We start from the raw sequence: 26,991 nt of genomic DNA, 5'->3' as shown, positions 1-26,991 counted from the left end.
CAGAGGCTGCTCCCATGACCGCCACCGCCCTCCCCACCGCTGCCCCCACCACGGCGTACGACGAGCCCGCGGGCGTCGCGCCCCGCGGCACCGTCGTCGTGCTCACCGGCCGGGGCGAGTCCCCTGCGGCCTACGCCCGGCTCGGGCGCCGCCTCGCCGCCGACGCCTACCGCGTGCGCGTCGTCGCCACCGACCTCGACGACCTCGCCGGCACCGAGGCGTCCGTGCTCGACGTGCTCGCCGACGAGACGACCGTCGCCCCGCGGGTGCTGCTGGGCTCCGACGCGGGGGCGACGTACGGCGCGCACCTCGCCCACGGGCTGACCGACCGCCTCGACGCCGTCGTGCTCGCCGGCCTCGTCGTGCCGGGCGCCTCCGACCCCGCGACCGCGACCCGAGCCGGGGACGGTCTCGAGGCCGAGCTCGAGTCGCGCTCCGCCTGCCCGGCGTACCGACGCGTGCTCGGCGAGGACGACGCGTTCCGCCCCGGCGGCCTCGACGCCGCTCTCCCCGCGGCGCTCGACGACGCCACCCTCCGCCCGATCGACCTGCCCACGCTCGTCGTGCACGGCGCCGCGGACACCGTGACCCCGCCGGCCGCCGCGCTCGCGCCGTACGCCGGAGCGCCCGCGACCCGCACCCTCGTCGTCGCCGACGGTCGCCACGACGTGCTCAACGACGTGACCCACCGCTCGGTCGCCGCGCACGTCGTGCTGTTCCTCGAGAGCCTGCGGCTCGGCGCCGACCTCCCGGCGATCGTCACGCCGTACGCCGGCGCGTGACCGCCTCTCCCGAGCTGCGGGCCGACCTGCGGGCCGAGGCGCTCGCCCGGTGGGCGGAGGCCTCGGCGTCGCCGGACGAGCTGGCCCGGGGGCGCACCGACCGCTCCGGCGACCTCGGCACCGCCGAGCCGCTGGCCGTCGTGCGCGCGCGCGACGTGCCCCAGGTGCAGGACGTGCTCGCCTGGGCCGATGCCCGCGGGGTGCCGGTGGTGCCGCGGGGCGCCGGGTCCGGGCTGGCCGGCGGCGCTGTCGCCAACGGCGCCCTCGTGCTCGACGTCGCGGGGCTCGACCGCATCGTCTCGATCGACCCGGTCGACGAGGTCGCGGTGGTCGAGCCGGGAGTGGTCACGGCGGACCTCGACGCCGCGGCGGCGGAGCACGGACTGCTCTACGCCCCGGACCCCGCCAGCGCCGGCTTCTCCACGATCGGCGGCAACATCGCGACGAACGCCGGCGGCATGCGCTGCGTGAAGTACGGCGTCACCCGCGACGCCGTGCTCGGCCTCGACGTCGTGCTGGCCGACGGCCGCCTGGTGCGCACGGGCCGGGCGACCCTCAAGGGCGTGGTGGGCTACGACCTCACCGGCCTGTTCGTGGGCTCCGAGGGCACGCTCGGCGTGGTCGTCGGTGCCACCCTGCGGCTGCGGCCGCGCCCCGTCGGCCAGGCCACCGCGCTCGCGACGTACGTCGACGTCGAGGCCGCCGCCCGGGCCTGTGCCGCCCTCGGCGCGGCCCGCCTGCGGCCCAGCCTGCTCGAGCTGCTCGACCGCGCGACCCTCGAGGCCGTCGACGCCTTCACCGGCTCCGACCTCGGCGGCGACGCCGGCGCCGTCGTCATCGCCCAGACCGACGGTCCGGAGGCCGACGACGAGATCGCCCGTATCGAGAAGGTCCTCGCGGACGACGCCGTGAGCGTCGAGCACACGAGCGACCCCGACCGCACCGACGCGCTCCTCGCGGCCCGCCGTCTCGCGCTCCCCGCCATCGAGGCCCGGGCGACCGCGCTCATCGAGGACATCTGCGTGCCCCGCTCCCGGCTCGCCGAGGCCGTGCGGGGCGTCGAGCGGATCGCCGCCGAGACCGGGGTGCGCATCTACTCCTTCGCCCACGCGGGCGACGGCAACCTCCACCCGATCGTCACGTGGGAGAAGGGCGTCGCCGTCCGGCCGCCCGAGGTCGACGCAGCCGCCGCCCGGGTCTTCGCCCTGGCCCTCGAGCTCGGCGGCACCCTCTCGGGCGAGCACGGCGTCGGCACCCTCAAGCGGGCGTTCCTGGGCGACGAGCTCGGCGCCGACGTGCTCGGGCTGCACCACGGCATCAAGGCCGCCCTCGACCCGCGGGGCACGCTCAACCCGGGTAAGGCGATCTGACCGGCCCGGCGGGTCTCAGCCCTCGCGCGCGACCTTCATCTCGCGGTCGCCGAAGCGCACGGTGTCGCCGTCGACCAGCGTCGCCGCCCGGCCGGCGCTCAGCTCGCGCGGCACGCCCTGGCGGTTGATGAACGACCCGTTGGTCGAGCCGCGGTCCATGACGACGAGCGCCCCCTCGGCCGAGAGGTGGAACTGGGCGTGGGTCTTCGACAGCGACATGTCGCTCGACGGCAGCGGGACGAGGTGCTCGACCCGCTCCCCCGCCCGGGGCTCGGGCTTGCGACCCACGAGGGCGAGCCCCGTGACGACGAAGCTCTCACCCGTGTCGAACGTGACCCGCCACAGCGCCCGGACCGGAGCAGCGCCGCCGGCCGACGTGGGCCGGTCGGTGCCGGGTGCCGGACGCGGCGGCACGCTGGCGCGCGGCGGAGCCGGCGGGGTCGAGCGGTGGGCCGGCTGCTGGGGGGCGGGCCGCTGCGGCGGCTGGGGCTGCTGCGGCTGCTGCTGCGGCGCCACCCGCTGCGCCGGGGCCGACTGCGGGGCCGACTGCGGTGCCGGGGCCGGCGCGGACGCCGAGGGCGCCGGCCACGAGGCGGCCGGGGCCTGGGCCGGTCGCTGGACGGGCTGCTGCGGGGCCGGCTGCTGCGGGGCCGGGACGCCGGGCCACGACTGCGGGGCCGACTGCTGCGGGGCCGACTGCTGCGGGGCCGACTGCTGCGGGGCCGACTGCTGCGGGGCCGACTGCTGCGGGGCCGACTGCTGGGGAGAGGGCTGCTGCGCCGGCGGCTGCGGCTGGGGGGTCGACTGCTGCGGGGGCGTCGGGGCGCCGTACGCGGGGGTGGCCGCCTGCCCGCTGGGTGCGCTCTCCATCGCGGGGGCCGGTCGCAGGCGCATCGCGGTGAGGTTGACGACGTGGCGGGGCCCGTCGTCCGCGTCGGGCTCCTGGGCCAGGGCACGCGGACGGACGTCGAGCACGACCGAGCTGGCGATCTGGTCGTGGAAGCCGCGGCGCTGGCGTCCCGGGTCCGTCACGACGGTCCAGGCGAGGGTGACGAGACCGAACCCCAGCGGGATCGTCGCGAGCGCCACGATGATCGAGCGGATGATCGCGGAGCCGACTCCGATCGGCGTGCCCGTGCCGTGGTTCACGACGCGGAGCCCGAGCAGCGCCTTGCCCGGCGTGAGGCCGAGCGTGCCCGTGAGCACGGCGAAGACGAGGCCGACCAGCAGCACCCCGCCGACCAGGGCACCCCATCCGGCGGCCGTCTGGCCCTCGTCGATGAGGTAGCGCCACGCGACGTACCCGATGCCCGCCATCGCTCCCCAGCCGATGACGCGGTCGACGACCAGCGCGAGGAAGCGACGGTCGACCTCGGCGGCCGGGACCGAGGGGGCCTCGGTGGCGGTCACGGACATCGGAGCACCTTCGGTTCAGCGCGGCGGGCACCGCGGGGAGGGACGGGCGGGAGGGACGGGCGGGAGGGACGGGAGCGGGTCGGCGACGACCCCGACGATCAGGGGTTGGCGACCTGGATGGTCACGCTGTCACCGAGGTCGATGATCGCGCCCGGGATGAGCTGGACGGCGATGCCGGGCTGCAGCTCCTCCGGCGGGAGGCCGGGCTGCACCAGCACGGTGCCGTTCGTCGAGCCCATGTCGGTCACGATCGCGGACCCGTGGTCGACGCCGGAGCCGGGCCGCACCTCGAGGTGCGTCGAGGAGATCTCCTGCTGCGGGCTCGGCACCGTGACGAGGCGGGGCTGCTCCGTCGAGGTGAACCGGCGGGCCTCCGGCGCACGGCCGACCAGGATCGCGCGGTCGACGTCGACCGTCTCGCCGCTGGAGAAGACCAGCTTCGCGACCGGACGCGCCGTCACGCTCGGCGCGGGCGGCTGGCCGGGGATGCCGGGGTGCGGGCGGGCGAACTGGCTCGGGTCCCAGCCTCCGGCGCGGGTCATGCCGTCGTGGTCGATGTCGCCGTCGACCTCCGGCTCCGCGACCGGGGTCTCGGCCACGTCGCCGTACGGCGCGGGCTGGCCCCAGCTCGGCGGGGGCGGCGGCGGGGGCGCGTCGAACCCGGGCGGCGGGGGCGCGTCGAACGCGGGGGTCCCGGGCGGCGGGGGCGGGGGCGGCGCGTCGAAGGACGGCGCGGGCGGGGGTGCGTCGTACGACGGCGCGGCCGGCGGTGCGGCGGCCCACGGGGGCGGCGGCGGGTACGACGACTCGTCGGACGACCCACCGGCGGCCGGCGTCACGTCGGTCGTCGCCTCGTCGACGTCGGAGCCGTCCGACGGGTAGCCGGTGGACTCCTCGGTGGAGGCGGCGGGGAACGCGTCGGTGTCGGGCACGTCGTCCTGCGGCGCGTCGTTGCCGGGGTAGGCCGGTGCCGACGGGAAGGGCGGGGGCAGCGGCGGGAGCGGCGGCATGCCGTCGTGCTCCGCGGCGGGCGGCGTCGCAGCGGCGGGCTCCACCTCCGGCTGGAGCTCCGGCATGGCCTCCGTGGCGAGCTCGGGCCCGGGCTCGGGCTCGGGCTCCGGCTCGGGCTCCGCCTTCGCGAACGACCAGGCCGGCGCCTCGGCGGGCTGCTCGGCGGGCGCGTCGAACGTGGCGGGCTCCTCGGCCATCGCCGGAGCGGCCGGGGTCTCGACCTCGGGCTCTTCGACCGGCTCCTCGACGACGGGCTCCTCGTCGGTGACGGCGACCAGCACGGGCGCGGCCGTCCCCGGCTCGACGGGCTCGTCGTCGGCCGAGGCCTCGTCGGGCTGCTCGGTGGCGGGCTCGGACGACTCGTCCTCCGCAGCGCCTCCGGGCACGACGACCGGCACGACCGCGAGGCCGGCGGCGCCGCCCTCCGCGTCGTCGGCGGGGTCCGTGGTCTCGGCCGCGTCGACCGCGGCCGGGGCGGCGACGGCGGGCGCGTCGACCCGGGCGACGCGGACGAGGCCCGCGCCGATCGGGAGGTCGGTGGTCTCGCCGGTCTCCTCCAGCATCAGCCGACTCGACGAGACGCCCTCGAGGGTGCGCTCGACCCAGGTGGCGGCGCGGCTGCCGCTGACCTCGACCTCGTCGCCGTCGGCGGTGAAGACGGCGGTGGCGGTGCCACGGACGACCACGCGCACGGCGCCGCCCTCGGCCGCGCTCAGCAGCACGAAGGCGGGTAGGTCACGCAGACCGGAGGCGATGAGCGCGTCGAGCACCTCGTCGAAGCCCGCACCCTCGTCGACCAGCTCCCAGAGGGCGGCGACGCGACGCTTCTCGCTCGGCGGCAGCACGACGGTGACGTCGGCACCGAAGACCGCGAACCACCCGCCCGGGCGGTAGGACCGAGCGACCACACCGTCAGCGGTCGGGGTGGTGCCGCTCTCGTGCTCTGTCATGGAAGTGCTCCCAGCTTGTCCTCGAGGCTCATCCGTTGCTGTTCGGAGTCGTAGGAGGCTCCGGACCGGGCCAATCCCACCACATCGACGACCACGGCGGTGGCGTTGTCCCGCCCGCCCGCCTCGACCGCGGCGGCCACGACCCGCTCCGCGGCGTCGCGGGGGTCGGGGCTGTCGGCGAGGATGCGGCCGATCTCGTCGTCGTCGATCATCCCGCTGACGCCGTCGCTGCAGAGCACGAGCCGCTCGGCCGAGGCGAGCGGCAGCAGGAAGAAGTCGGGGTGGTCGAACGCCGGACCGCCCAGCGAGCGCGTGACGACGTTGCGGCGGGGGTGGGTGTGCATGTCGGCGGCGGTGATCTCGCCGGCGTCGAAGAGCTCCTGGACCACCGAGTGGTCGACGCTCACCTGGTCGAGCTCGCCGTCGGTCATCTTGTAGAGGCGCGAGTCGCCGAGGTTGGCGAGCAGCCACTTCGGCACGCCCTCGTCCTCGACGACCAGGGCGACCACGGCCGTCGTGCCCGCGAACCAGTTCTCGTGGCCGTCGGCGCGCTTGTGCTCGCGGTGCTCCATGAGGCGGTCGTGGCAGGCCTGCAGGGTGGCGATCACCAGCTCGGCGCCGCGGGTGGAGTCGCAGCCGGCGTCGGTGAGACGCCCGAACTCCTCGACGACGAACCGGCTCGCGACCTCGCCGTCGTCGTGCCCGCCCATGCCGTCGGCGACGACGAACACGGGAGGCTGGGCCAGGAACGCGTCCTGGTTCATCTCCCGCACCCGACCCACGTCGGTGGCTGACCCGTAGTGGAGCTCGACCTCGCTCACGTCACACATCCGTCCGCTCGTCGGACGCCGTGCGTCCTGCCCAGTAGCGTGGCCACGATGCCAGCCGAGCCCGCCACGCCACCGGCGTACCGCACCCTCGCCGACCAGCTCCGCAGCTGGCCGGACGACAGGCTCGCCCGACTGCTCCACGACCGTCCTGACCTCGCCACTCCCGCTCCCCACGACTCCGGCCAACTGGCGTCCCGAGCGACCACCCGCGCATCGGTCCTGCGTGCCCTCGACCGGCTGGACCGGTGGGAGCTGCTGGTCCTGCATTCCCTCGCGCTCGCGGGCCAAACCCGCGAGTGGTCACCGTACGACGTGCTGGGCGCGCGGACGCGCCCGGAGCGCGCCGCCGTCGACGCCGCCGTCGCCCGGCTGGTCGACCTCGCGGTCGTCTGGCAGGCCCCGGAGGGCCCGCGGCCGCTCACGACCGTGCCCGACGCCCTCGTGGTCGGGCCCCCCGGCGCCGCCCTGCCGATGGTCGCCCTCGCTCCCGACGCCCCCGACCGTGCGACCGTCGAGGCCCGCCTCGCCGAGGTCTCCGACGCCGCCCGCGCCCTCCTCGCCCACGTGCACGAGCACGGCGGCCGGGGCACGACGCGCGAGAGCCTGAAGGGGCTCGACGCCACGACCGCCCGCACCCCCGTCACCGAGCTGGTCGTGCGCGGCCTGCTGGTGCCGCGCGGGCAGGGCGAGCTCCGGGTGCCGGGCGAGGTCACGGTCGTGCTCGGCACCGGTGTGGGGCCCGACGACGCCGTCGCCCCCGCCCTCCTCACCTCGGCGCGCGACGCGGCGATGGTCGACCGGTCCGCGGCCGGCGCGGCGTTCGAGCTCGTGCGCCGTACCGAGCTGCTCCTCGACTCGTGGGGCACCCGGCCCCCGGGCGTGCTGCGCGGCGGGGGCCTCGCGGTCCGCGACCTGCGCGGGGTCGCCGAGGCCCTCCACCTCGCGGAGGGCGAGGCCGCGCTCGTGGTCGAGACGGCGTACGCCGCCGGGCTGGTCGCCGAGGGCGTCGACGGCGACGGCGAGCCGGTCTGGGTGCCCACCGACACCTACGACGCGTGGTCGACCCGCTCCACGGCCGCCCGCTGGGTGGCGCTGGCCGACGCCTGGCTCACGACCTCGCGGCTGCCCGGCCTGGTCGGGCGACGGGACGAGAAGAGCCGCAAGGCGACCAACGCGCTCGCCCCCGAGACCTCCCACCCCCTGGCGGCGGAGACGCGTCGTACGACGCTCGCGGCCCTCGCCACCCTGCCGCCCGGCGAGGTGCTCGCCACCGGCACCGGCGCGGCCTCCCTCGCCGACCACGTGCGTTGGCTGCGGCCCCGTCGCCCGGCGCTGCGCGACGAGATCGTGGCGTGGGCGCTCACCGAGGCGGCGGCCCTGGGCCTGCTCGCGCTCGGCGGCGTGCCGGCCGCGACCCGGGCGCTGCTCGAGGGCGACGCCGCCGCGGTGGAGGCCGGGCTCGCGGACCTGCTGCCCACGCCCGTCGACCACGTGATGCTGCAGGCCGACCTCACGGCCGTCGCGCCCGGCCCGCTGGAGTCGGCCCTGGCCCGCCGGCTCCAGCTGGTCGCCGACCTCGAGTCGCAGGGCGGCGCGGGCGTCTACCGCTTCAGCGCGTCGTCGGTGCGGCGCGCGCTCGACGTCGGCTGGTCGGCGGCCGACGTGCACGACTTCGTCGCCGAGATCTCCTCCACCCCGGTGCCGCAGCCGCTCACCTACCTCGTCGACGACGTGGCCCGCACCTTCGGCACGCTGCGCGTCGGGTACGCCGAGTCGTTCGTGCGCACCGACGACGAGACCGCGCTGGCGGGCCTGCTGCACGACCCGCGCGCCGCGTCGCTCGGCCTGCGCCGCATCGCGCCGACGGTGGTCATCAGCACCGTGCCGATCGAGGTACTCCTCCCCCGGCTCCGCGACCTCGGCACCTCCCCGGTGGTCGAGGCGCCCGACGGCACCGTCCGGATCGCCCGCCCCGACGTGCTGCGCGCCCGGGTGCCGCGCTCGCGCCGCACGCCCCTGGGCACCGCCGCCGCCCAGTCGGCCCGCGACACGGCCCACGCGGCCGCGGTGGTCACGGCCGTCCGCGCCGGCGACCGGATGGCCGACGCCCGCCCCCACCCCCGCGAGACGCCCCGCGCCCCCACCTCGTCGCCCGCGGCGACCCGGCCGCCGACCAGCCCCGCGCAGGCGCTCACCCTGCTGCGGGAGGCGACCGAGACCCGTTCCACGGTGCGCATCTCGTACGTCGACAACCACGGCTCGTTCCTCGACCGCGTCGTCGAGCCGCTGCGCGTCGAGGGCGGCCAGCTGACGGCGTACGACCACCGCAGCGACGCCGAGCGCACGTTCGCCGTGCACCGCATCACCACCGTCGTCCCGCTCTGATCCCGAGCCGGGGGACGAGCCCGGGCCGCCCCCTTCGTGACCGCCGTAGGCTTGTCCGGTGAACGACGGCCCCCTCATCGTCCAGTCGGACAAGACGCTCCTGCTCGAGGTCGACCACGAACGCGCGGCCGACGCACGCAAGGCGATCGCCCCCTTCGCCGAGCTCGAGCGCAGCCCCGAGCACATGCACACCTACCGCCTCACCCCGCTCGGGCTCTGGAACGCGCGCGCCGCCGGCCACGACGCCGAGCAGGTGATCGACACGCTGCTGACCTACAGCCGCTACGCCGTGCCCCACGCCCTGCTCGTCGACATCGCCGAGACCATGGCGCGCTACGGCCGCCTGCGCCTCGAGAAGCACCCGGTGCACGGCCTCGTGCTCGCCTCCACCGACCGGCCCGTGCTGGAGGAGGTGCTGCGCGCCAAGAAGGTCGCCGGCATGATCGGCGACCGCGTCGACGCCGACACCGTCGCCGTGCACCCCAGCGAGCGCGGCAACCTCAAGCAGGTCCTGCTCAAGCTCGGGTGGCCGGCGGAGGACTTCGCCGGGTACGTCGACGGCGAGGCCCACGCGATCGACCTCCTCGAGGGCGAGTGGCAGCTGCGCCCCTACCAGCGCGAGGCGGCCGAGTCGTTCTGGCACGGCGGCTCCGGCGTCGTGGTGCTGCCCTGCGGGGCGGGCAAGACGCTCGTCGGCGCCGCCTCCATGGCCCACGCGCGGGCCACCACGCTCATCCTCGTCACCAACACCGTCAGCGCGCGGCAGTGGAAGGACGAGCTGGTCAAGCGCACCTCGCTCACGGATGACGAGATCGGCGAGTACTCGGGCGCCGTCAAGGAGGTGCGACCGGTGACGATCGCGACCTACCAGGTGCTGACGACGAAGCGGAAGGGCGTCTTCCCCCACCTCGAGCTGCTCGACGCCCGCGACTGGGGCCTCATCGTGTACGACGAGGTCCACCTGCTGCCCGCGCCGATCTTCCGGATGACCGCCAACCTCCAGGCCCGCCGCCGCATCGGCCTCACCGCCACCCTCGTGCGCGAGGACGGCCGCGAGGGCGACGTGTTCTCGCTGATCGGCCCGAAGCGGTACGACGCGCCCTGGAAGGACATCGAGTCGCAGGGCTGGATCGCCCCGGCCGACTGCGTCGAGGTGCGGGTGACGCTGCCCGACGGCGAGCGGATGACCTACGCGACCGCCGAGCCCGAGGAGCGCTACCGCCTCGCGGCGTGCACCTCCCGCAAGACCGACGTCGTGCGCGAGCTCGTCGCCAAGCACGCCGGCCAGCCGACCCTGGTCATCGGGCAGTACATCGAGCAGCTCGACGAGCTCGCCGCCGCCCTCGACGCCCCGGTCATCAAGGGCGAGACGAGCGTGAAGGAGCGGCAGCGGCTCTTCGAGGCGTTCCGCACCGGTGAGATCGGCCTCCTCGTCGTCAGCAAGGTCGCCAACTTCTCGATCGACCTGCCGAGCGCCGAGGTGGCGGTGCAGGTCTCGGGCTCGTTCGGCTCGCGGCAGGAGGAGGCCCAGCGCCTCGGTCGTCTCCTGCGCCCCGGCGACCCCGGCCCGAACGGCGAGGCGAAGGTCGCGCGCTTCTACACCGTCGTCTCGCGCGACACCGTCGACGCCGACTTCGCGCAGAACCGTCAGCGCTTCCTCGCCGAGCAGGGCTACGCCTACCGGATCGTCGACGCGGAGGACGTCGGCGCTTGAGGCGACCGGTGGCCTAGGCTCCCGCGAGACCGTCGGCGACCGAGAGGACCCCCGTGCCCGACCCCCAGCCGCCGATCGGCCCCCAGCTGCAGATCGGCGAGGTCGCCGCCCGCACCGGGCTGAGCCTGCGCACGATCCGCTGGTACGGCGAGGTCGGCCTCGTCGAGCCGTCGGCCCGCTCCGCCGGCGGCTTCCGGCTCTACACCGACGCCGACGTGGCCCGTCTCCTGCTGATCATGCAGATGAAGCCGCTGGGCTTCTCGCTCGAGGAGATGGGCGACCTGCTCGGGCTGGTCGACGACCTCGGCCGGGTGGAGGGCGCCGACGAGCGCGCGGCCCTGGTCGAGCGGCTCTCGACGTACCACCGCGAGGCGGTCGACCGCGTGGCGTCCGTGCGCCGCCAGCTCGACATCGCCGAGCGGTTCGCGACCGACATCGGTACGACGCTCGAGAGCGCCGCCGGCACGTCCTCACCGGCCTGAGCCCCCTCCGGGGATGACGCAGGTCACTCCCCGCGAGGTCAACCCTCACGTTACGTGAGGTTAGGGTGCTCCGCGTGATCTCGAGCCCCTCCCCCGCCCCCACCCCGGCGCACGACGCCCCCGCCCGCGACGTGCACACCGTCGCGGCCGCCCTGCGGTCGCCCGCGGCGCTGCGCCGGGAGGTCGTCGCCGGCCTGGTCGTCGCGCTCGCCCTCATCCCCGAGGCGATCTCGTTCTCGATCATCGCGGGCGTCGACCCCCGCCTGGGGCTGTTCGCGTCGTTCACGATGGCCGTGAGCATCGCGTTCCTCGGCGGTCGGCCCGCCATGATCTCCGCGGCCACGGGGGCCATCGCCCTCGTCATCGCGCCGGTGGCGCGCGAGCACGGGGTCGACTACCTCATCGCCACCGTGATCCTCGGCGGCCTCGTCCAGGTGGCCCTCGCGCTGACGGGCGTCGCCCGGCTCATGCGCTTCGTGCCCCGCTCGGTGATGCTCGGGTTCGTCAACGCCCTCGCGATCCTCATCTTCCTGGCGCAGCTGCCCTACCTGGTGGACGTCCCGGTGCTCGTCTACCCGCTCGTCGTGGCCGGCATCGCCATCCTCGTGCTGCTCCCCCGGCTCACCACCGTCGTCCCCGCGCCCCTCGTGGTGATCGTGGCCCTCACCGCGCTCACGCTCGCGGCCGGCTGGGCGCTGCCCGACGTGGGCGACGAGGGCGCGCTGCCCGAGAGCCTGCCCTCGCTGGTCGTGCCCGACGTGCCGTTCGACCTCGAGACGCTGCGCATCATCGCGCCGTACGCGCTCGGGATGGCCGTCGTCGGCCTGCTCGAGTCGCTCTTGACGGCGAAGCTCGTCGACGACCTCACCGACACCGGCTCCGACAAGACCCGCGAGTCGTGGGGCCAGGGCGCCGCCAACGTGATCACCGGCTTCTTCGGCGGCATGGGCGGCTGCGCGATGATCGGCCAGACCATGATCAACGTGAAGGCGTCCGGCGCCCGCACGCGCATCTCGACCTTCTGCGCCGGCCTCTTCCTGCTGGTGCTCGTCGTCGGCTTCGGCGAGCTCGTCGCGACGATCCCGATGGCCGCGCTCGTCGCCGTGATGGTGATGGTCTCCGTCGGCACGTTCGACTGGCACAGCGTGCGGCCGAGCACCCTGCGTCGCATGCCGCGCAGCGAGACGACCGTGATGGTCGTGACCGTCGTGGTCGTCGTCGCCACCCACAACCTCGCCATCGGCGTCGTCGCCGGGGTGCTCGTCGCCACGACCCTCTTCGCCCGGCGCGTGGCCCACCTCGCGCAGGTCCACCGCACGGTCGAGGTCGACGCCGACGGCGCCGACGTCGCCCGCTACACCGTCACCGGCGAGCTGTTCTTCGCGTCGAGCAACGACCTCTACAGCCAGTTCGACTACGCCGGCGACCCCGACCACGTCGTGGTGGACCTCGCCGACTCCCACGTCTGGGACGCCTCGACCGTCGCGGCGCTCGACGCCGTCACGCAGAAGTACGCCCGCACGGGCAAGCAGGTGCGGATCACGGGCCTCAACGCGGCGAGCGCGGCCATGCACGAGCGCCTCAGCGGCCGCCTGGGCGACCACTGAGCGCCCCTCCCGAGCGATCGGGGGACCGGGCGTCATGACGTGCGGCGGGCACGACGCCCCCGACATCGATGACGCCAAACCGGTCGGATCGGGCTACCGTGGTCGGATGGTCGCGAAGAACAAGATCCCCGAGCTGGCAGTCCGCGCTGAGCGCGTCCTGATCGATCGAGCCGAGGAGACGGTCGACCCGATCAGCTACGTCGACCTCGGCACCGCCATCCGCGTGGAGGGCGAGCCCGCCATCCCGCAGCGCGGCATGATCACCGTGCTCCAGCACATGAGCTCCTACGGCAAGAAGTCCTGGTCGCGCCAGCTCACCGCGTGGGCCGTCGACCCCACCACCGGCGAGCCCGTCGAGGGCTTCACGTTCGACGACTCCGCCAGCGCCGCGGAGGTCCGCGAGGTCATCCACCGCCGCCTGGTCACCGGGGTCCTCAGCAGCGTCTGAGCCCCCGCCGGTCCCCCGACACAGCCGAGGACCCGCGCCGCCGACACCTTCCGGTGCCCGGCAGCGCGGGTCCTCGTGCGTCCGGGGGTCGCCCGCCGTACGGCGTCAGGCCCCGAGCTTCTCCGCCGCGGCGAGCAGCACGCAGGTCGCCACCGCGTCCATCGCGGCGGTGACCTCCTCGACGGGCGGCAGCGTCGGGGCGAGCCGGATGTTGCGGTCGCGGGGGTCGTCGCCGTAGGGGAACGACGCGCCGGCCGGGGTGAGCGCGATGCCCGCCTCCTTCGCCAGCTCGACCACGCGGCTCGCGGTGCCGTCGAGCACGTCGAGGCTGACGAAGTAGCCGCCGGCCGGGTCGTTCCACTCGGCGACGTCGTGCCCGCCAAGCCGCTCGGCCAGCACGCGCTGGACCTCGGCGAACTTCGGCGCGATCAGCTCGCGGTGCTTGCGCATGTGGGCCCGGACGCCGTCGGCGTCGCCGAAGAACTCGACGTGGCGCAGGTGGTTGACCTTGTCGGGGCCGATCGAGGAGAACGCCAGGCCCTTGAGGAACCAGGCGACGGTCGCCTCGGACCCGGCGAGGAACGCGACGCCGGCGCCGGCGAACGTGATCTTCGAGGTCGACGCGAAGACGACGACCCGGTCCGGGTTGCCGGCCTCGGCGCAGAGGCTGAGGATGTCGGCGGTCGGGGTCTCGACCTCGGTGAGGTGGTGCACGGCGTACGCGTTGTCCCACAGGATCGTGAAGTCCGGGGCCGCGGTCGGCATGCTCGCCAGGGCGCGGGCGACCCGCTCCGAGCACACCGAGCCCGAGGGGTTCGCGTAGGTCGGCACGAGCCACATGCCCTTGATCGACGGGTCGTCGGCGACGAGCGCCGCGACGGCCTCGACGTCCGGGCCCTCGTCGGTCATCGGCACGGTCACCATCTCGATGCCCAGGCGGTCGGTGAGGGCGAAGTGGCGGTCGTAGCCGGGCACGGGGCAGATGAACCGCACCTCCTCCTCGACGCCCCACGGGTCGACGCTGCCGGGCCGGCCGTAGAGGAGGGACTGGACGAGCGTGTCGTGCATCAGCGTGAGGCTCGAGTTGCCCTGGGCCACCACGTTCGCGGGCGACGTGCCGAGCAGGTCGGCGAAGATCGCGCGCAGCTCGGGCAGGCCGGTGAGGCCGCCGTAGTTGCGGACGTCGGTGCCGTCGGCCGCGGTGTGGCCGGTCGGGAGCCGCAGCAGGCCCTCGGAGAGGTCGAGCTGGGCGCTCGACGGCTTGCCCCGCGTGAGGTCGAGCTTCAGCCCCTTCGCCGTCAGCTCGTCGTACGCCGCACGCTGGGTGTCGGCGAAGGCGGCGAGGTCGGCGGGCTGGAGGTCGGACAGGGCCATCGGGGGCTCACTCTCGTAGCGTCGGTGCAGGGCCGTGCCCGATTGTGGCAGGCCCGGCGGACGGTCGTCAGGTCGGCGCGACCACGCGGGCGTCGGCACCCACCACGATGAGCGCGTCGCAGGCCTCCTGGGCGCTGTGGCGCGAGAGCCCGGTCGAGAGGATCACCGACCCGCTGGCGGCGACGTCGGCGACGGCCTGCTGCGCGAGGGGCTGCGACCAGCCCGTGATGCGACGGATCTGGTGCAGCACGTAGACCTCCTTGTCGCCCACGTCGACGAGCTCGACCGAGAGGTGGCCGGGCTCGGCGAACTCGGCGGGGAGGGTGGACCCCGGCCGGGCCTGGACGCCGGGCGGCGTCGGCCGCCGGCCGGTGCGCACGTAGTCCCACCAGGCGCGGTGGCGCCCGAGGAGCACGACGTAGGCGATCGCGGCGTAGCCGGCCAGCGCCCCGAAGTTCACGCCGTTGTGGGAGCCGCTCGTCGCGATGACGAGCAGCGCGAGCACCACCAGGCCGACCCGCGGCGCGGCGCGCGTCGCCATCCTCGTCAGGGGCTGGCGCCCGGTCGTCGATGCCACCCGGCCATGCTGCCACCTGGCCCGGCGAGCGTCAGCCCCAGCACGGCGCAAATGCGTCGTGCAACGGATTTCGTCGCGCCTACCGTCGGGGCATGGAGCACCTCACCCCGACCCTCGTGAACTGGGCGTCGATCCTCGAGGACGGCACGCGCGAGCAGGCGGTCACGACGGCGACCATGCCGTTCGTCCACCCGCACGTCGCCCTCATGCCCGACGCCCACCTGGGCCTCGGCGCGACCGTCGGCTCGGTCATCCCGACCCTCGGCGCGATCATGCCGGCCGCCGTCGGCGTCGACATCGGCTGCGGCATGATCGCCGTGCGCACGCCGTACACCCGCGACCAGCTGCCCCGCGAGCGGCGCCCGCTGCGCGAGGCCATCGAGCGCGCGGTGCCGCTCTCCGCCGGCGCCGCGAACCGCGACGTGACCCGGGAGCACACCCGGGCGCGGCTCGAGGAGCTCACCCGGCTGGCCGACGGGGCCGGCTTCTCCCCGGGCACCTACGCGCAGCGGTGGGAGCTGCAGCTCGGCACGCTCGGCTCGGGCAACCACTTCATCGAGGTGACCGTCGACGAGCAGGGGCGCGTCTGGCTGTTCCTGCACTCCGGCTCGCGGGGCGTCGGCAACCGGATCGCCCAGCACCACATCGAGGTGGCCCGGGCGCAGTGCGCGAAGTGGTACGTCGACCTGCCCCACCGCGACCTCGCCTACCTGGTGGAGGGCACGCCGGAGCTCGACGCCTACGTCGCGCAGATGCGGTGGGCGCAGCACTACGCGCTGCTCAACCGCGAGGAGATGATGGACCGCGTCGTGGCCGAGTTCGCCGCGTGGGTGGGTCTCGGTGGGGCGGACGACCTCGAGCGGCTCGAGGAGATCAACTGCCACCACAACTACACCGAGAGCGAGCGCCACTACGGCAAGGTCGTGTGGCTCTCCCGCAAGGGCGCCATCAACGCCGAGGAGGGCCGCCCCGGCCTCATCCCCGGCTCGATGGGCACGGCGTCGTACGTCGTGGTCGGCAAGGGCAACCGCGTCGCGCTCAACTCGGCGCCCCACGGGGCCGGGCGGGAGTACTCGCGGACCCGGGCGCGGAAGACCTTCACCCGCGACCAGCTGCGGGAGGCGATGGTCGGCATCGAGTACCGCGACACCGACGCGTTCGTCGACGAGATCCCGGCGGCCTACAAACCGATCGACCGGGTGATGGCCGACGCGGCCGACCTCGTCGAGGTGCGGCACGTGCTGCACCAGATCGTGAACGTGAAGGGCGACTGAGGCGTCGCCGGGCCGGCCCCGTCCCCGGGCCGGCCCGGCAGGCGGCTTGGCGGGCGGCTTGGCGGGCGGCTTGGCGGGGCGAGCGACCATGGGGGCATGGCCCTCCCGTTGATCGACCGCACGCTCGACGGCGCGCGGGCCCAGCTCGGCGAGGCGCTGTTCTCCCGCGTGGCCGGCCCGGACGGCGCCCGCATGCGTGACCGCATCCACGGCACTCCCGGACCCCGCCGCTTCTCCGCCGACGACCCGATCGCCCGGGTGCACGGCGACGCCTCGATGTTCATCGGCGGCATGCGGGCGCTCATGCTGCAGGCGCTCCACCCGGTCGCGATGACGGCCGTGTCCGAGCACTCCGGCTACCGCGGCGACATGTGGGGGCGGCTCAACCGCACCGCCACGTTCCTCGCCGCCACCACCTTCGCGACCGACGAGCACGCCGACCAGGCCGTCGCCGCGGTGCGGCGGATCCACGAGCGCATCACCGGCACGATGCCGGACGGCACCCCCTACACGGCCGCCGACCCGCACCTCCTGCGGTGGGTGCACGTCGCCGAGATCGACAGCTTCCTGCTGGCGCACCAGACGTACGGCGCGCACCCGCTCTCGGCCGACGACGCCGACCTCTACGTGCACCAGGCCGCCCACACCGCGGAGGCGCTCGGCGCGACCGACGTGCCGCACACCGTCGCCGAGCTGGCTGCCGCGCTGGCGTCGTACCGCCCCGAGCTGCGCGGCACCGACCACGCGCGCGAGGCCGTGCGCTACCTGCTCTGGAAGCCGCCGCTGCCGCTGGCCGCGCGCCCGCCGTACGGCGTGCTGGGCGCCGCCGCGGTCGGGCTCATGCCCGCGTGGACCCGGCTGCCCCTGCGCCTGCCCTGGCTCCCCGTCACCGAGCGGACCGCCGTGCGCGTGCTCGGCGGGCTCTCGACCTCGACCATCCGGTGGGCGATGTCGGTCGACCGCGGTGCCGCCGACCAGCTGCGGGCTTCTGCTGCCGCGCCGGGGGCCGACGCGGCAGACTGACGGGGTGCATCCCCCGCCGTACCAGCCGCCCACGCCGCAGCAGCCGCCGCCGTACGGGCAGCAGCCCCCGCCGTACCCGCAGCCGCAGCCGCAGCCGCCGTACGGGCAGCACGCCTACCACCAGGCGCCGCAGCACCAGGCGTGGCTGCGGCTCCACGTCGCGGGGAGTCGCTTCACCTCGGCGATGAACGGTCCGAGGGCGCTGGTCAACGGCGTGCCGGTGCCGGTCTCGTTCGGCGAAACCGTCCTGCCCATCCCCGCGGGGCCAGTGCAGGTCGACTGCTACCTGCACTGGATCTTCAAGCAGGGCACGGCGTCGATCCGCTTCCACGCCCGCCCGGGCGACGTGGTGCCGGTCTTCTACGCGCCGACCTTCTTCGTCTGGTCCCGGAGCCGGATCGCGCACACGCCGCAGAAGCGGCCGGGGCTGGCGTGGTTCGTCGCACTGATGGTGTTCCTCGTGCTGGTGATGTCGTGGAACATCGCGACGATCCTCAGGTAGGTCGGAGCCGCTTCCGGGCCCTCTCCTGAGCCCTCTTTGTGGCGTTCTTGATGCCGGGCACCACCTGCGCGCCCTACGCTGAGGCGTCCCCGGCACTCGAACCGGGACATCACCCTCCCGGAGCCTTCCTGATGCCCTCGTCGCCCGCCCCCGCCGTCCCGACCCCGTCGTTCTCCGCCGGTCTGCGCCACGCCCTCGCGGCCCTGTTCGCCATGGTGGTGCTCGTCGCCGGCATCGCGCTCGTCACGACCACCGACGCGACCCCCCGCGCCGATGCGGCCACCTCGTCGTCGGCGGCTGCCGCCGGCAAGGGCATCCTGCGCGGCACCATCCGGCAGAGCAACGGCCAGATCTACAACCGGCCCGTGAAGGTCACGCTCTTCACGCAGGACTGGACCTACATCGGGGCCACGACCGTGACGACCGGCTACAAGTTCACGGTCACCGAGGGGCTCTACCGCATCCAGGTCACCGACACGCGGCCCACCTACGACACCAACCGGTTCGCGCCGACCGACGTGAGCACCGGTGTCGAGGCCGGCAACACCCGCGTCCGTGACGCCGTCATGCGGCGTGGGGCGAGCATCACGGGCACCGTCACCACCGGCCGGGTCACCGGGTCGAACGCCCGCGTGGTGGCCTCGAACCAGTACGGCCAGTCCTACGAGACCCGGGCCAACAGCGCCGGCCAGTTCGCCATCGGCGGCCTGCCCACGGCGAACTACTCGCTCTTCACCTACGACGCCCGTGGCCAGTGGGCCGACACCAGCATGTGGCTGCCCAACCGCAAGATCGGCAGCAACACGAACGTCGCCGTCGTGCTGCGACGCGCTGCGGGGGCGCTCACCATCGACCTGTACGGCGGCAACTCGCCGCTCGCCGGCAGCGCCACCCTGACGGCCACCAACCGGACGACGGGCCAGTGGTACACGGCCAAGGCCTCCGGCGGCTCCGTGACGTTCGCCGGCATCATGCCCGGGCCGTACACGCTCTCCGTGCCCGACATGGGCAACTACCTCGGCCGCTCCGGCCCCGTCGCCAGCGGCCGCCACGTCCCCACCGGCGACATCCTCTACACGTCGTTCCAGCTGACCCAGCGCGGCGGCAGCGTCACCGGCTTCGCCGTCGACGACCGCGTCTCCAACCGTCGCCTGCCCAGCGTGCAGGTCAAGCTCTACGACAAGTACGGCACCCTCAAGGGCTCCACGTGGACCTCCCCCAGCGGGCTCTTCACCATCAACGGCGCCCTGCGCAGCGACTCGGGCTACGTGCTGATCCTCCAGAAGCCCGACGGCGGCTACGTGAAGTGGGGTCCGGGCGGCAACGACACCTGCAGCTACTCGATGCGGCGCGCCGGCACGTTCTCGATCCGCCAGGGCACGGTCGTGAACGTCGGGGGCATCGGCATGAGGGCCGTGGCACCGGAGAACAACCCGAACTGCGTGCCGGCCGCGCCGACCACGCCTCCGACCACGACGCCGCCGACCACACCGCCGACGAGCACGCCGACGACGCCTCCGGCCACGAGCAGCCCAAGCGCCAGCCCGAGCACGGCGCCGACGACGCCCGCGCCGACGAGCTCGCCCAGCGCCTCGCCGAGCTCGTCGCCGACGGCCACCGTGACCGTCACGGTCACCGCCACCCCCTGACGCCGGCTGCGTCGGACGCTCAGGAGGGGTCCGTCCCGGCCTCGGATCCGGGTGCACCGCTCGTCCGGCCCCTCGTCCGGCCCCTCGTTCGGGTCGTGACGAGGCCGGCGAGGAGCAGGGCGCCCCAGACGAGGAACAGCGGGTCCCAGAGGAAGGCGTGCCCGACCATCGCCGCGCGGTCGTAGCCCCCGTCGGGTCGGATCGCACCGGCCAGCACGAGGCACGAGACGACGGTGTTCAGCCCGCCGTACAGCACCAGCACGACCGATCCCGGCCACGCCAGCCCGCGCCACAGCCGCGGCCAGGGCGCCCGACCCCGGGTCGCGAGCCACGGGAGGACGGCACCGGCGGCCTTCGCGAGCGCGACCGCCGTGAGGGCCGCCCCGGCGGCCAGTGGCTCGGTGCGCTGCAGGTCGACCGCCCACGCGCCGACGGTGTCGAGCAACCACCCGCCGCCGAGCGCCCAGTAGAGGCTGAAGCCGGCGTGCACGAGCCCGGCGAGGGCGGCGGCGAGGAGCAGACGGTGCCCGACCACGGTCATGGGCAGCGAGTCTGGCACGGCTCCGGCCCTCCCCCTCGAGCCGTCCTTGGGCCCCGGCGGAGAATGGTGCGCATGGTCGACGACGTGCTGCTCTCCGCCCGTGCCCTGGTGCTCGCCGACCTCGGGGCCCGGGGCTACGCCGACGCCGGTGGCGTCTCGCTGCTGGAGGCCGCGATGGGCGAGCGCCGCTGGTGGGTCGAGCAGTGGCCCGACGGCCAGCCGTTCGTCGCCGGCCTCGTCGCCACGGACGTGCAGGACGCCCTCTTCGACCAGGGCATCCGCTGGCCGGAGTGCACGACCTGCGCGTCGCTCGAGCAGCACGCCCTGCGCATCGACCCCGAGCTGGGCGGCCCGGATCCCGTGTGGGTGTGCGAGACCTCCGGCGAGGCGATCGCCCGGCTCGGTGGGCTGACCGCGGGCTGACCGCCACCTGACCCGCGGCCGAGGTCGGGCTGACGGACTGACGGGCACCCGGGCCGCGGCTGCTTCCGGCCGGCGTCGACTCCCGCACGTCTTCCGGGCGTGCCCGTAGCCCCGGGCACGGGTGTGCGCGGGGCCACGGCGGGTCGAGCTGGTGCGGTCAGTTGGTGAGGCCGGTCGGGCGTCACTGCTGGGCGTGAGTCAGCCCCGTGGTTCCCGTAGACCGGGTGGTTCTGGTGGGTCGAGGGCGTGGGTGCCGTGGTGGTCGCGCATCCAGTGGTGGCCGTGGGGGCTGGTCCAGGTGTAGGTGCCGGGGGTGATCGGCGTGTAGGTCCAGCCGGTGTGGGTCTTGAGTCGGTGGTGGCGTCGGCAGAGCGGGGCGAGGTTGCAGGTGCAGGTGGCGCCGCCGGGACTCGCGCCGCCGGGGCTGCCGGGTGCAGCCGTTGGGCATGGTGGGTTGCCGGGGTCGTAGGCGGTGATGTGGTCGCAGTCGGTGGCGTGCTGGTCGGGGGTGAGCCTGCGGGCGGGGCGGGTGCAGTGGGGGAAAACGCAGTGGTGGTCGCGCAGGGCGACGCGCTCGACGATGCGGTCGGGGATCTCGTAGGCGTCGACGTGGACGTGCTCGGCCAGGTCGATGACCGGCACTACCCGGAGGTCGACGGTGGGGCGTGCGCACCAGTCGCGGATCAGCTCGGCGGGCACCGGTCCCCGGAGGTGCTCGGCCCGACCGATCCCGGCTCCACTCGGGTGGCCGGTGGCGCCGACGCTCGTCGCACGGACGGTCATGGACTGCAGCTGCTCGAGGGTGAGGTGGAGGTAGAGATTCACCCCACGGCGACCCGACGCCCGGCGGGTGAGGGCGCCGACCGACTCCACGACAGCACCGGCACCGGCCGCGGTCGTGTCGTCGGCACCGGCCCCTGCATCCTCCGCGGCATCGGTCATGAGGTCGAGGGTGAGGTCGGCGCGGGCCAGGTCCCCGAGTGCCGCGGCCCGTCGCGCGCCGAGCGCGGCGGTGGATCCGAGCGCCTTGTAGGTGGCGGCCCGGCGGGTGAGGGCGTCGTCGAGGTCGTAGGCGTCGAGCATGTCGACCTCGGCGCGGATCTCGACCGTGCCGGAGTAGGTGACCTGGTCGCGGTCGATGCTCACGTGGCGTCGTTCGTCGAGCTCGTGCTCGGCGTCGTGGGCGATCCGTTCCGCGGTGTCGGGGTCGGTGCGCCAGATCGCCTCCTCCACCAGCGCGTCCAGGCGGGCGACCCCGATCGTGCCGGCGACGGGGGTGACGTGACGGTCCACGAACCCCGCCACCTCGACCGTGTGCGCCATCGTGGTCTCTGCGACCCGACGGGCCCGCCACACCGGCACCCTCCCGGCGATCACCGCGGCGTACAGGCGTGGGAGGCGGTAGCGCAGCTCGACCGCGGCCGCGACGTGCGCCCGACCGGCAGCAGGCGACATGCCCAGCACCGCGACGAGCTCGTCGATGGCGAGGTCCTCCACCAGCGGCGCACCCGCCCCGGCGACCGGCACCACCGGACGGAACCGCCCCGGTCGGGCCACATGGCCCGCGGAGTGCATCGCGACCCACTCCAGGGTCGACTCCAGCAACCGGACCTGCGCGGTCTCGGCGTCACGCTGCGCGGCCCGCGCCGCCCGCAGCACCGCACCCGACGAGCCCTGCGCCGTACCTCTTGAAGCGCCCGCGCCGGCACCGTCGAGCACCGCGGAAGCGGTGTCGAGGAGGCTGGTCTGGTGGCTGCGGGACATGCCCCTATCTTACCTCGGATTCGAACACGTGTGCGAGTAATCCACAGGGCAGTTTCTGATAGTTGACGGCATTCCGACCCGGCCACCGAGTCCTCGACCACGGGGTACCGCGCCGTGGTTTCGAGACGCTCGCTGGCGCTCGCTCCTCAACCACCGTTGACGCGGCTCGCTGCACCCACGGCTGCTCGACCACGGGGCATCGCGCGTGGTTTCGAGACACTCGCTGGCGCTCGCTCCTCAACCACCGTTGACGCGGCTCGCTGCACCCACAGTTCCCCAACCACCGAAGCGTGCAGCTCCTCGACCACCGGAGGCGGACCGTGGTTTCGAGACGCTCGCTGACGCTCGCTCCTCAACCACCGGTGACGCGGCTCGCTACGCCCACGGCTCCTCGACCACCGAGGATGCCGCGTGGTTTCGAGACGCTCGCTGGCGCTCGCTCCTCAACCACCGTGGACGCGGCTCGCTGCGCTCACGGCTCCTCGACCACCGAGGCGCTCGCTCCTCAACCACCGGTGACGCGGGTCCTCCACCACCGGAGGCCAGTCACGCCTCAGCCCGCAGCGATCTCCAGCTCCTCGCGGAGGAAGGCGATCGTGGTGGCCATGGAGTCCTCGAACTGCGGGCCGAAGGCGTGGCCCTCGCCGTCGTACGTGATCAGCTCGCTGTCGACGCCCGCCGCGACGAAGGCGGCCTGGGTCTGCTCCGACCAGATCGGCGGGCAGGTGTCGTCGGCGGTGCCGTGGTGGATGAGGACCGGCTCGGTGATGCGGTCGGCGTACGTGCGTGCGGAGAGGCCGGCCCACCGCTCGGGCTCCTCCTCCGGGCTCCCGAAGGACTCGACGAGACGGGAGGCGACGCCGGAGCGACCCGGCACGGTGAACTGCTCGTAGTTCTCGACGAAGAGCGAGCTCACCGGGGCGAAGACCACGGCGGCGTCGACGAGACCCGGCTGGGCGACGAGCGCGTTGTAGGTGACGGCACCGCCCATCGAGCGGCCGAGCATGGCGATGCGCTCCGGGTCGACGTACTCCTCGCGCTCCAGCGAGCGCACCGCGTTGATCGCGTCGCGGGTGTAGCCGAGCCGCGACTCGCGGTCGAAGTCGCTGGTGTCGTCGGAGGCCGCGTGGCCCCGGTAGTCGACGTGCAGCACGACGAACCCGGCGCGCACGAGGCGGTCGCGCTCGCGGGTGAGGCCCTGGCCGGTGACGTAGACCGAGGGCTCGATGTAGCCGTGGTTGAGCACGACCGCCGGGAACGGTCCCGCGCCCTCGGGCACGGCCAGCACCCCCGACACCCGCACCCCGGAGCTGTCGAACGCCACCGCGAGCTCGCGGTAGGGACCCGGTGCATCCCGCACGCCCAGCTGCTCGATCGGACCGCCGACGAACTCCTCCGCCATCAGCGTGGGCAGCGACAGCTCGTGGGGCGCCGGCGGCAGCGCCGGTGCGGTCTCGGCGGGCGTGGTCGGCTCGGTAGGGGCGCTGTCCCCCGGCCCGTCCGTCCCCTCCGACGACGGAGCGGACGCGGACGACGAGGCCGACCCCGAGGCCGGCGGCGAGTCCTGCGGCGCCGCGTCGGGCTCCCCCTCCCCCGCGCAGCCGGCGAGCACGAGCGCCAGGAACGCGCCGCCCACCCCCGTCACACGAGCCCGACCCCGCACCCGGGCCCCCACCCGAGCCGCTGCGGGCCGCCGCTCCGGCGTCGTACGACGTGTGCTCACTGCGGTGCCTCCACCCGGTCGTCGATGACGTGGATCCGCCCGTCGCGCGCCGCGAGCGGCTCCCCCGACCCGCCCCAGCGCCGGGCGATGATCTCGGCCGCGATCGACACGGCGGTCTCCTCGGGAGTCCGGGCGCCGAGGTCGAGCCCGATCGGGCTCGAGAGCCGGTCGAGCTCGGCCGCGGTCAGCCCGGCCTCGCGCAGCCGGTCGAGGCGGGCGTCGTGGGTGCGGCGCGAGCCCATCGCCCCGACGTACGCCACCCGCGGCAGCCGGAGCGCGACCTCGAGCAGCGGCACGTCGAACTTGGGGTCGTGGGTGAGCACGCAGAGCACGGTGCGCTCGTCGATGCGGTCGGCCGCGGCCTCGGCCGCGAGGTAGCGGTGGGGCCAGTCGACGACGACCTCGTCGGCGTCGGGGAAGCGGGTGCTGGTCGCGAAGACGGGGCGGGCGTCGCAGACGGTGACGTGGTAGCCGAGGAACCCCCCGACCCGGGCCACGGCGGCGGCGAAGTCGATCGCGCCGAACACCACCATCCGGGGCGCCGGGGCGAACGACCAGCAGAAGACCTCGAGGCCCTCGCCGCGGCGCTCGCCGTCGGGGCCGTAGTGGAGCGTGGCGCTGCGCCCGCCGGCCAGCAGACCGCGTACGTCGTCCGCGACGGCCGCGTCGGCCCGGGGGCTGCCGAGCGTGCCGTCCACCCCGTCGGGCCGCACCACGAGCCGTCGTCCCACCCACGCCGGGTCCGGGTGGGCGACGACGCTCGCCACGGCCACCGGCGCGCCGGCGCGCACGTCGGCGGCCACGTCGCCGAGCTGGGGGAAGGAGCGGCGGTCGACGCGCTCGACGTACACGTCGAGGATGCCGCCGCAGGTCAGCCCGACCGCGAACGCGTCGTCGTCGGAGACGCCGTAGCGCTGCAGCACCGGTGTCCCGGACGCCACGACCTCGTCGGCCAGCTCGTAGACCGCGCCCTCGACGCAGCCACCGCTGACCGAGCCGACGGCCTGGCCGCCGGGGCCGACCAGCATCGAGGCGCCCGCGGGCCGGGGGGCGGAGGCGAAGGTGGCGACGACCGTGGCCATGCCCACCGTCTCGCCGGCCTCCCACCACCCCACGAGCTCGTCCAGGACGTCACGCACGCGCCACCACCTCACAGACCTCGGCGAACGTGGCGAGCGTGTGCCCGGCCACGAAGTCGTCCACGTGCGGCAGGGCCGCCACGATGCCCGACTGCACGGGCGCGTAGCCGTCCTTGCCGCGGTGCGGGTTCACCCACACGACGCGGTGGGCGAGGCGCCCGAGCCGGGCCATCTCGCGACCGAGGTCGGCGGCGGTGCCCCGCTCCCAGCCGTCGGAGAGCACCACGACGACGGCACGGCGGGCCGTGCCACGACCGCCCCACCGGTCGAGGAACGCCCCGAGGCTCTCGCCCAGGCGCGTGCCGCCAGCCCAGTCCGGCACCGCCCGCCCGGCCGCGACGAGCGCCGCCTCCGGGTCGCGGGTGCGCAGGGCGGGGGTGACGCGCGTGAGGCGCGAGCCGGCGGTGAAGACCTCGGTGGCGACGCCGGCCCGCACCATCCGGTGGGCCAGGCGCAGCAGGGCGTCGGCGTACGCGCTCATCGAGCCCGACACGTCGACCAGCAGCACGACGGGGCGGTCCCGGGTGCCGCGCCGCCGGCGGGCCACGGGCGTGGGCTCGCCGTAGCCACGCAGCGAGGCACGCAACGTCCGGCGCAGGTCCACCTCGCCGGAGCGCGACGGGGTACGGCGCACCGCCCGGCGTCGGGGCGCGTGCGGCGTCAGCTCGGCGTAGAGCCGGTGCACCCGGGCCCGGTCGGCCGGGTCGAGCAGCGCGACGTCGCGGTGGCGGAGCACGTCGGCGCCGCTGGCCCGCGCGGCCACGAGTGCGGTCTCGGACTCCCCCGCGCCGGCGTCGTCGGCGTCGCCCACGGACGCCCGCGCGACCTCGTCGGCGTCACCCCGAGCGGTCTCCGGCGCGTCCTTGGCCCCGAACCACGTGCGGCGCCAGGCCTCGAACACCCGGTCGTGGACGGCGAGGTCGTCGGGGCCCGCGCACAGCGTGGCGCGCCCGGCCCGCCGTACCGCGTCCGCGTCACCGACCCCGAGCCGCGCGCAGGCCGCCGCGAAGACCAGCGTGCGGTCGGCGCTGACGGCCACCCCGGCCGCCCGCAGCGCGCGGGGCAGCCCGACGACCACGGGGAGGGACGGGTCGGCGCTCATCCGAGCAGCCTGCCGAGAGAGGCGCGCACGAGCTCGCCGTCCTCGCGGTACTTGACCAGGGCGCCCAGCGTCGCCGACGCCGTCGCCGCGTCGAGGCCCCCGCCGATGCGGTCCAGCGCCCGCGCCCAGTCGAGCGTCTCGGCCACCCCGGGCGGCTTGACGAGCCCGCCGTCGGTGCGGATCCGCTGCACGACGGTCACCACCTGCGCGGCCAGCGCGTCGGCCACCTCGGGCGCGCGCTCGCGCACGATCGCGACCTCGCGCTCGTGGGTGGGGTGATCGATCCAGTGGTAGAGGCAGCGGCGCTTCAGCGCGTCGTGCAGCTCGCGCGTGCGGTTCGACGTCAGCACCACGACGGGCGGCGTCACGGCCTCGACGGTGCCCAGCTCGGGCACCGAGAGCCGGTACGTCGCGAGCACCTCCAGGAGGTTCGCCTCGAACTCGTCGTCGGCGCGGTCGACCTCGTCGACGAGCAGCACCGCCGGGCTCTCGCGCAGCGCCCGCAGCACGGGGCGCGCCAGCAGGAAGCGCTCGTCGTACAACCCCTGCTCGAGCCGCTCGACCCCCGCCGGGTCGGTCGCGGCCCGAGCCGCGCCGGTGGCCTCGAGCGTGCGCAGGTGCAGGATCTGGCGCGGGAAGTCCCAGTCGTAGAGCGCCTGCGCGGCGTCGATGCCCTCGTAGCACTGCAGCCGCACGAGCGGTACGGCGAGCGCGGCGGCCAGCGCCTCCGCCAGGGCGGTCTTGCCGGTGCCCGGCTCCCCCTCGAGCAGCAGGGGGCGCGGCAGGTCGAGCGCGAGGTAGGTGACGGTCGCGAGGTCGTCGTCGGCGAGGTAGCCCACCCCGGCGAGCGCGGCCACCACGTCGGCGGGGGACGTCGGACCAGCCACCGGTGCCACCATGACGTG

The 26,991-nt window shown here is 74.9% G+C and carries 23 protein-coding genes; 12 read left to right on the top strand and 11 right to left on the bottom strand.

The window, feature by feature from the left end; genetic code table 11:
• Nucleotides 1–14 precede the first annotated feature (14 nt).
• Both K329_RS25680 and K329_RS0108745 read left to right on the top strand, forming a co-directional pair.
• Entirely contained in the window at nt 15–782 is a 768-nt protein-coding gene (locus tag K329_RS25680; RefSeq protein ID WP_043642574.1) for an alpha/beta hydrolase, read from the top strand.
• Complete coding sequence (locus tag K329_RS0108745) at nt 779–2,152, top strand: FAD-binding oxidoreductase (protein ID WP_028472734.1); 1,374 nt, start codon at nt 779–781, stop codon at nt 2,150–2,152. The genes K329_RS25680 and K329_RS0108745 overlap by 4 nt, the downstream gene beginning before the upstream one ends.
• 15 nt (nt 2,153–2,167) lie before the next feature.
• On the opposite strand, the gene K329_RS0108740 is transcribed toward K329_RS0108745, so the two are convergent.
• From K329_RS0108740 to K329_RS0108730, 3 genes are all read right to left on the bottom strand, one after another.
• On the bottom strand, nt 2,168–3,568 hold the full coding sequence (locus K329_RS0108740) for an RDD family protein (RefSeq protein ID WP_028472733.1): 1,401 nt from the start codon (nt 3,566–3,568) through the stop codon (nt 2,168–2,170).
• A gap of 98 nt (nt 3,569–3,666) precedes the next feature.
• The gene (locus tag K329_RS0108735) at nt 3,667–5,529 is read right to left on the bottom strand and encodes an FHA domain-containing protein (protein ID WP_028472732.1); all 1,863 of its coding nucleotides are present in this window, start codon (nt 5,527–5,529) and stop codon (nt 3,667–3,669) included.
• Nucleotides 5,526–6,359, bottom strand: a complete 834-nt coding sequence (locus K329_RS0108730) for a PP2C family protein-serine/threonine phosphatase (RefSeq protein WP_028472731.1) — start codon at nt 6,357–6,359, stop codon at nt 5,526–5,528. Before K329_RS0108730 ends, K329_RS0108735 begins: the two co-directional genes overlap by 4 nt.
• Nucleotides 6,360–6,407: 48 nt before the next feature.
• On the opposite strand from K329_RS0108730, the gene K329_RS31900 reads away from it, so the two are divergent.
• The 5 genes from K329_RS31900 to K329_RS0108705 all read left to right on the top strand — a co-directional run bounded on the left by K329_RS31900 (nt 6,408) and on the right by K329_RS0108705 (nt 12,995).
• Nucleotides 6,408–8,744, top strand: coding sequence for a helicase C-terminal domain-containing protein (locus K329_RS31900; protein WP_028472730.1), 2,337 nt, complete (start codon nt 6,408–6,410; stop codon nt 8,742–8,744).
• A 58-nt stretch (nt 8,745–8,802) separates the two neighbouring features.
• Nucleotides 8,803–10,458, top strand: a complete 1,656-nt coding sequence (locus K329_RS0108720; RefSeq protein ID WP_028472729.1) for a DNA repair helicase XPB — start codon at nt 8,803–8,805, stop codon at nt 10,456–10,458.
• 53 nt (nt 10,459–10,511) lie between these two features.
• On the top strand, nt 10,512–10,940 hold the full coding sequence (locus K329_RS25675; protein WP_211225783.1) for a MerR family transcriptional regulator: 429 nt from the start codon (nt 10,512–10,514) through the stop codon (nt 10,938–10,940).
• Nucleotides 10,941–11,014: 74 nt separating this feature from the next.
• Nucleotides 11,015–12,547 carry a SulP family inorganic anion transporter gene (locus K329_RS0108710; RefSeq protein WP_245596491.1) on the top strand — a complete coding sequence of 511 codons (1,533 nt, stop codon included), beginning with the start codon at nt 11,015–11,017 and terminating at the stop codon, nt 12,545–12,547.
• 106 nt (nt 12,548–12,653) lie between these two features.
• A complete protein-coding gene (locus K329_RS0108705) occupies nt 12,654–12,995 on the top strand; it encodes a hypothetical protein (protein ID WP_028472727.1) in 342 nt (113 codons plus the stop codon).
• A 105-nt stretch (nt 12,996–13,100) separates the two neighbouring features.
• On the opposite strand, the gene K329_RS0108700 is transcribed toward K329_RS0108705, so the two are convergent.
• The gene (locus tag K329_RS0108700) at nt 13,101–14,369 is read right to left on the bottom strand and encodes an aspartate aminotransferase type Ic (protein WP_028472726.1); all 1,269 of its coding nucleotides are present in this window, start codon (nt 14,367–14,369) and stop codon (nt 13,101–13,103) included.
• Nucleotides 14,370–14,436: 67 nt separating this feature from the next.
• Entirely contained in the window at nt 14,437–14,946 is a 510-nt protein-coding gene (locus K329_RS0108695) for a hypothetical protein (RefSeq protein ID WP_157571636.1), read from the bottom strand.
• Between the two features lie 92 nt (nt 14,947–15,038).
• Here K329_RS0108695 and K329_RS0108690 point away from each other — a divergent pair, with 92 nt between their 5' ends.
• The 4 genes from K329_RS0108690 (at nt 15,039) to K329_RS30795 (ending at nt 19,394) form a co-directional block, all read left to right on the top strand.
• Nucleotides 15,039–16,220, top strand: coding sequence for an RtcB family protein (locus K329_RS0108690; protein WP_028472724.1), 1,182 nt, complete (start codon nt 15,039–15,041; stop codon nt 16,218–16,220).
• A gap of 96 nt (nt 16,221–16,316) precedes the next feature.
• Nucleotides 16,317–17,243 (top strand): oxygenase MpaB family protein, encoded by a 927-nt coding sequence (locus tag K329_RS25670; protein WP_052336575.1) that lies wholly within the window; start codon nt 16,317–16,319, stop codon nt 17,241–17,243.
• A 4-nt stretch (nt 17,244–17,247) separates the two neighbouring features.
• Nucleotides 17,248–17,745: a hypothetical protein gene (locus K329_RS0108680; RefSeq protein WP_157571635.1), complete on the top strand. Its 498-nt coding sequence runs from the start codon at nt 17,248–17,250 to the stop codon at nt 17,743–17,745.
• Nucleotides 17,746–17,876: 131 nt separating this feature from the next.
• Nucleotides 17,877–19,394: a hypothetical protein gene (locus K329_RS30795; protein WP_028472722.1), complete on the top strand. Its 1,518-nt coding sequence runs from the start codon at nt 17,877–17,879 to the stop codon at nt 19,392–19,394.
• Between the two features lie 19 nt (nt 19,395–19,413).
• Here K329_RS30795 and K329_RS25665 read toward each other — a convergent pair whose 3' ends face one another.
• Nucleotides 19,414–19,935 (bottom strand): DUF3995 domain-containing protein, encoded by a 522-nt coding sequence (locus K329_RS25665; RefSeq protein WP_084541124.1) that lies wholly within the window; start codon nt 19,933–19,935, stop codon nt 19,414–19,416.
• A gap of 72 nt (nt 19,936–20,007) precedes the next feature.
• Here K329_RS25665 and K329_RS0108665 point away from each other — a divergent pair, with 72 nt between their 5' ends.
• Nucleotides 20,008–20,358 (top strand): hypothetical protein, encoded by a 351-nt coding sequence (locus K329_RS0108665; RefSeq protein ID WP_211225782.1) that lies wholly within the window; start codon nt 20,008–20,010, stop codon nt 20,356–20,358.
• Nucleotides 20,359–20,556: 198 nt separating this feature from the next.
• On the opposite strand, the gene K329_RS0108660 is transcribed toward K329_RS0108665, so the two are convergent.
• The 5 genes from K329_RS0108660 to K329_RS0108640 all read right to left on the bottom strand — a co-directional run bounded on the left by K329_RS0108660 (nt 20,557) and on the right by K329_RS0108640 (nt 26,985).
• Nucleotides 20,557–22,122 (bottom strand): hypothetical protein, encoded by a 1,566-nt coding sequence (locus tag K329_RS0108660; RefSeq protein WP_157571634.1) that lies wholly within the window; start codon nt 22,120–22,122, stop codon nt 20,557–20,559.
• A gap of 553 nt (nt 22,123–22,675) precedes the next feature.
• Entirely contained in the window at nt 22,676–23,758 is a 1,083-nt protein-coding gene (locus K329_RS25660) for an alpha/beta hydrolase family protein (protein ID WP_211225781.1), read from the bottom strand.
• Nucleotides 23,759–23,841: 83 nt separating this feature from the next.
• Nucleotides 23,842–24,984 carry an XdhC family protein gene (locus K329_RS0108650; RefSeq protein WP_028472718.1) on the bottom strand — a complete coding sequence of 381 codons (1,143 nt, stop codon included), beginning with the start codon at nt 24,982–24,984 and terminating at the stop codon, nt 23,842–23,844.
• Nucleotides 24,977–26,086 (bottom strand): vWA domain-containing protein, encoded by a 1,110-nt coding sequence (locus K329_RS0108645; RefSeq protein ID WP_028472717.1) that lies wholly within the window; start codon nt 26,084–26,086, stop codon nt 24,977–24,979. The genes K329_RS0108650 and K329_RS0108645 overlap by 8 nt, the downstream gene beginning before the upstream one ends.
• A complete protein-coding gene (locus K329_RS0108640; protein ID WP_028472716.1) occupies nt 26,083–26,985 on the bottom strand; it encodes an AAA family ATPase in 903 nt (300 codons plus the stop codon). The genes K329_RS0108645 and K329_RS0108640 overlap by 4 nt, the downstream gene beginning before the upstream one ends.
• Between the last annotated feature and the right edge of the window lie 6 nt (nt 26,986–26,991).

This window comes from Nocardioides alkalitolerans DSM 16699 (genome assembly GCF_000426525.1).
Taxonomy (GTDB): Bacteria; Actinomycetota; Actinomycetes; order Propionibacteriales; family Nocardioidaceae; genus Nocardioides; species Nocardioides alkalitolerans.
Note: the sequence above shows the minus strand (reverse complement) of the source record. Positions and strands in the feature narration are given on the sequence as shown.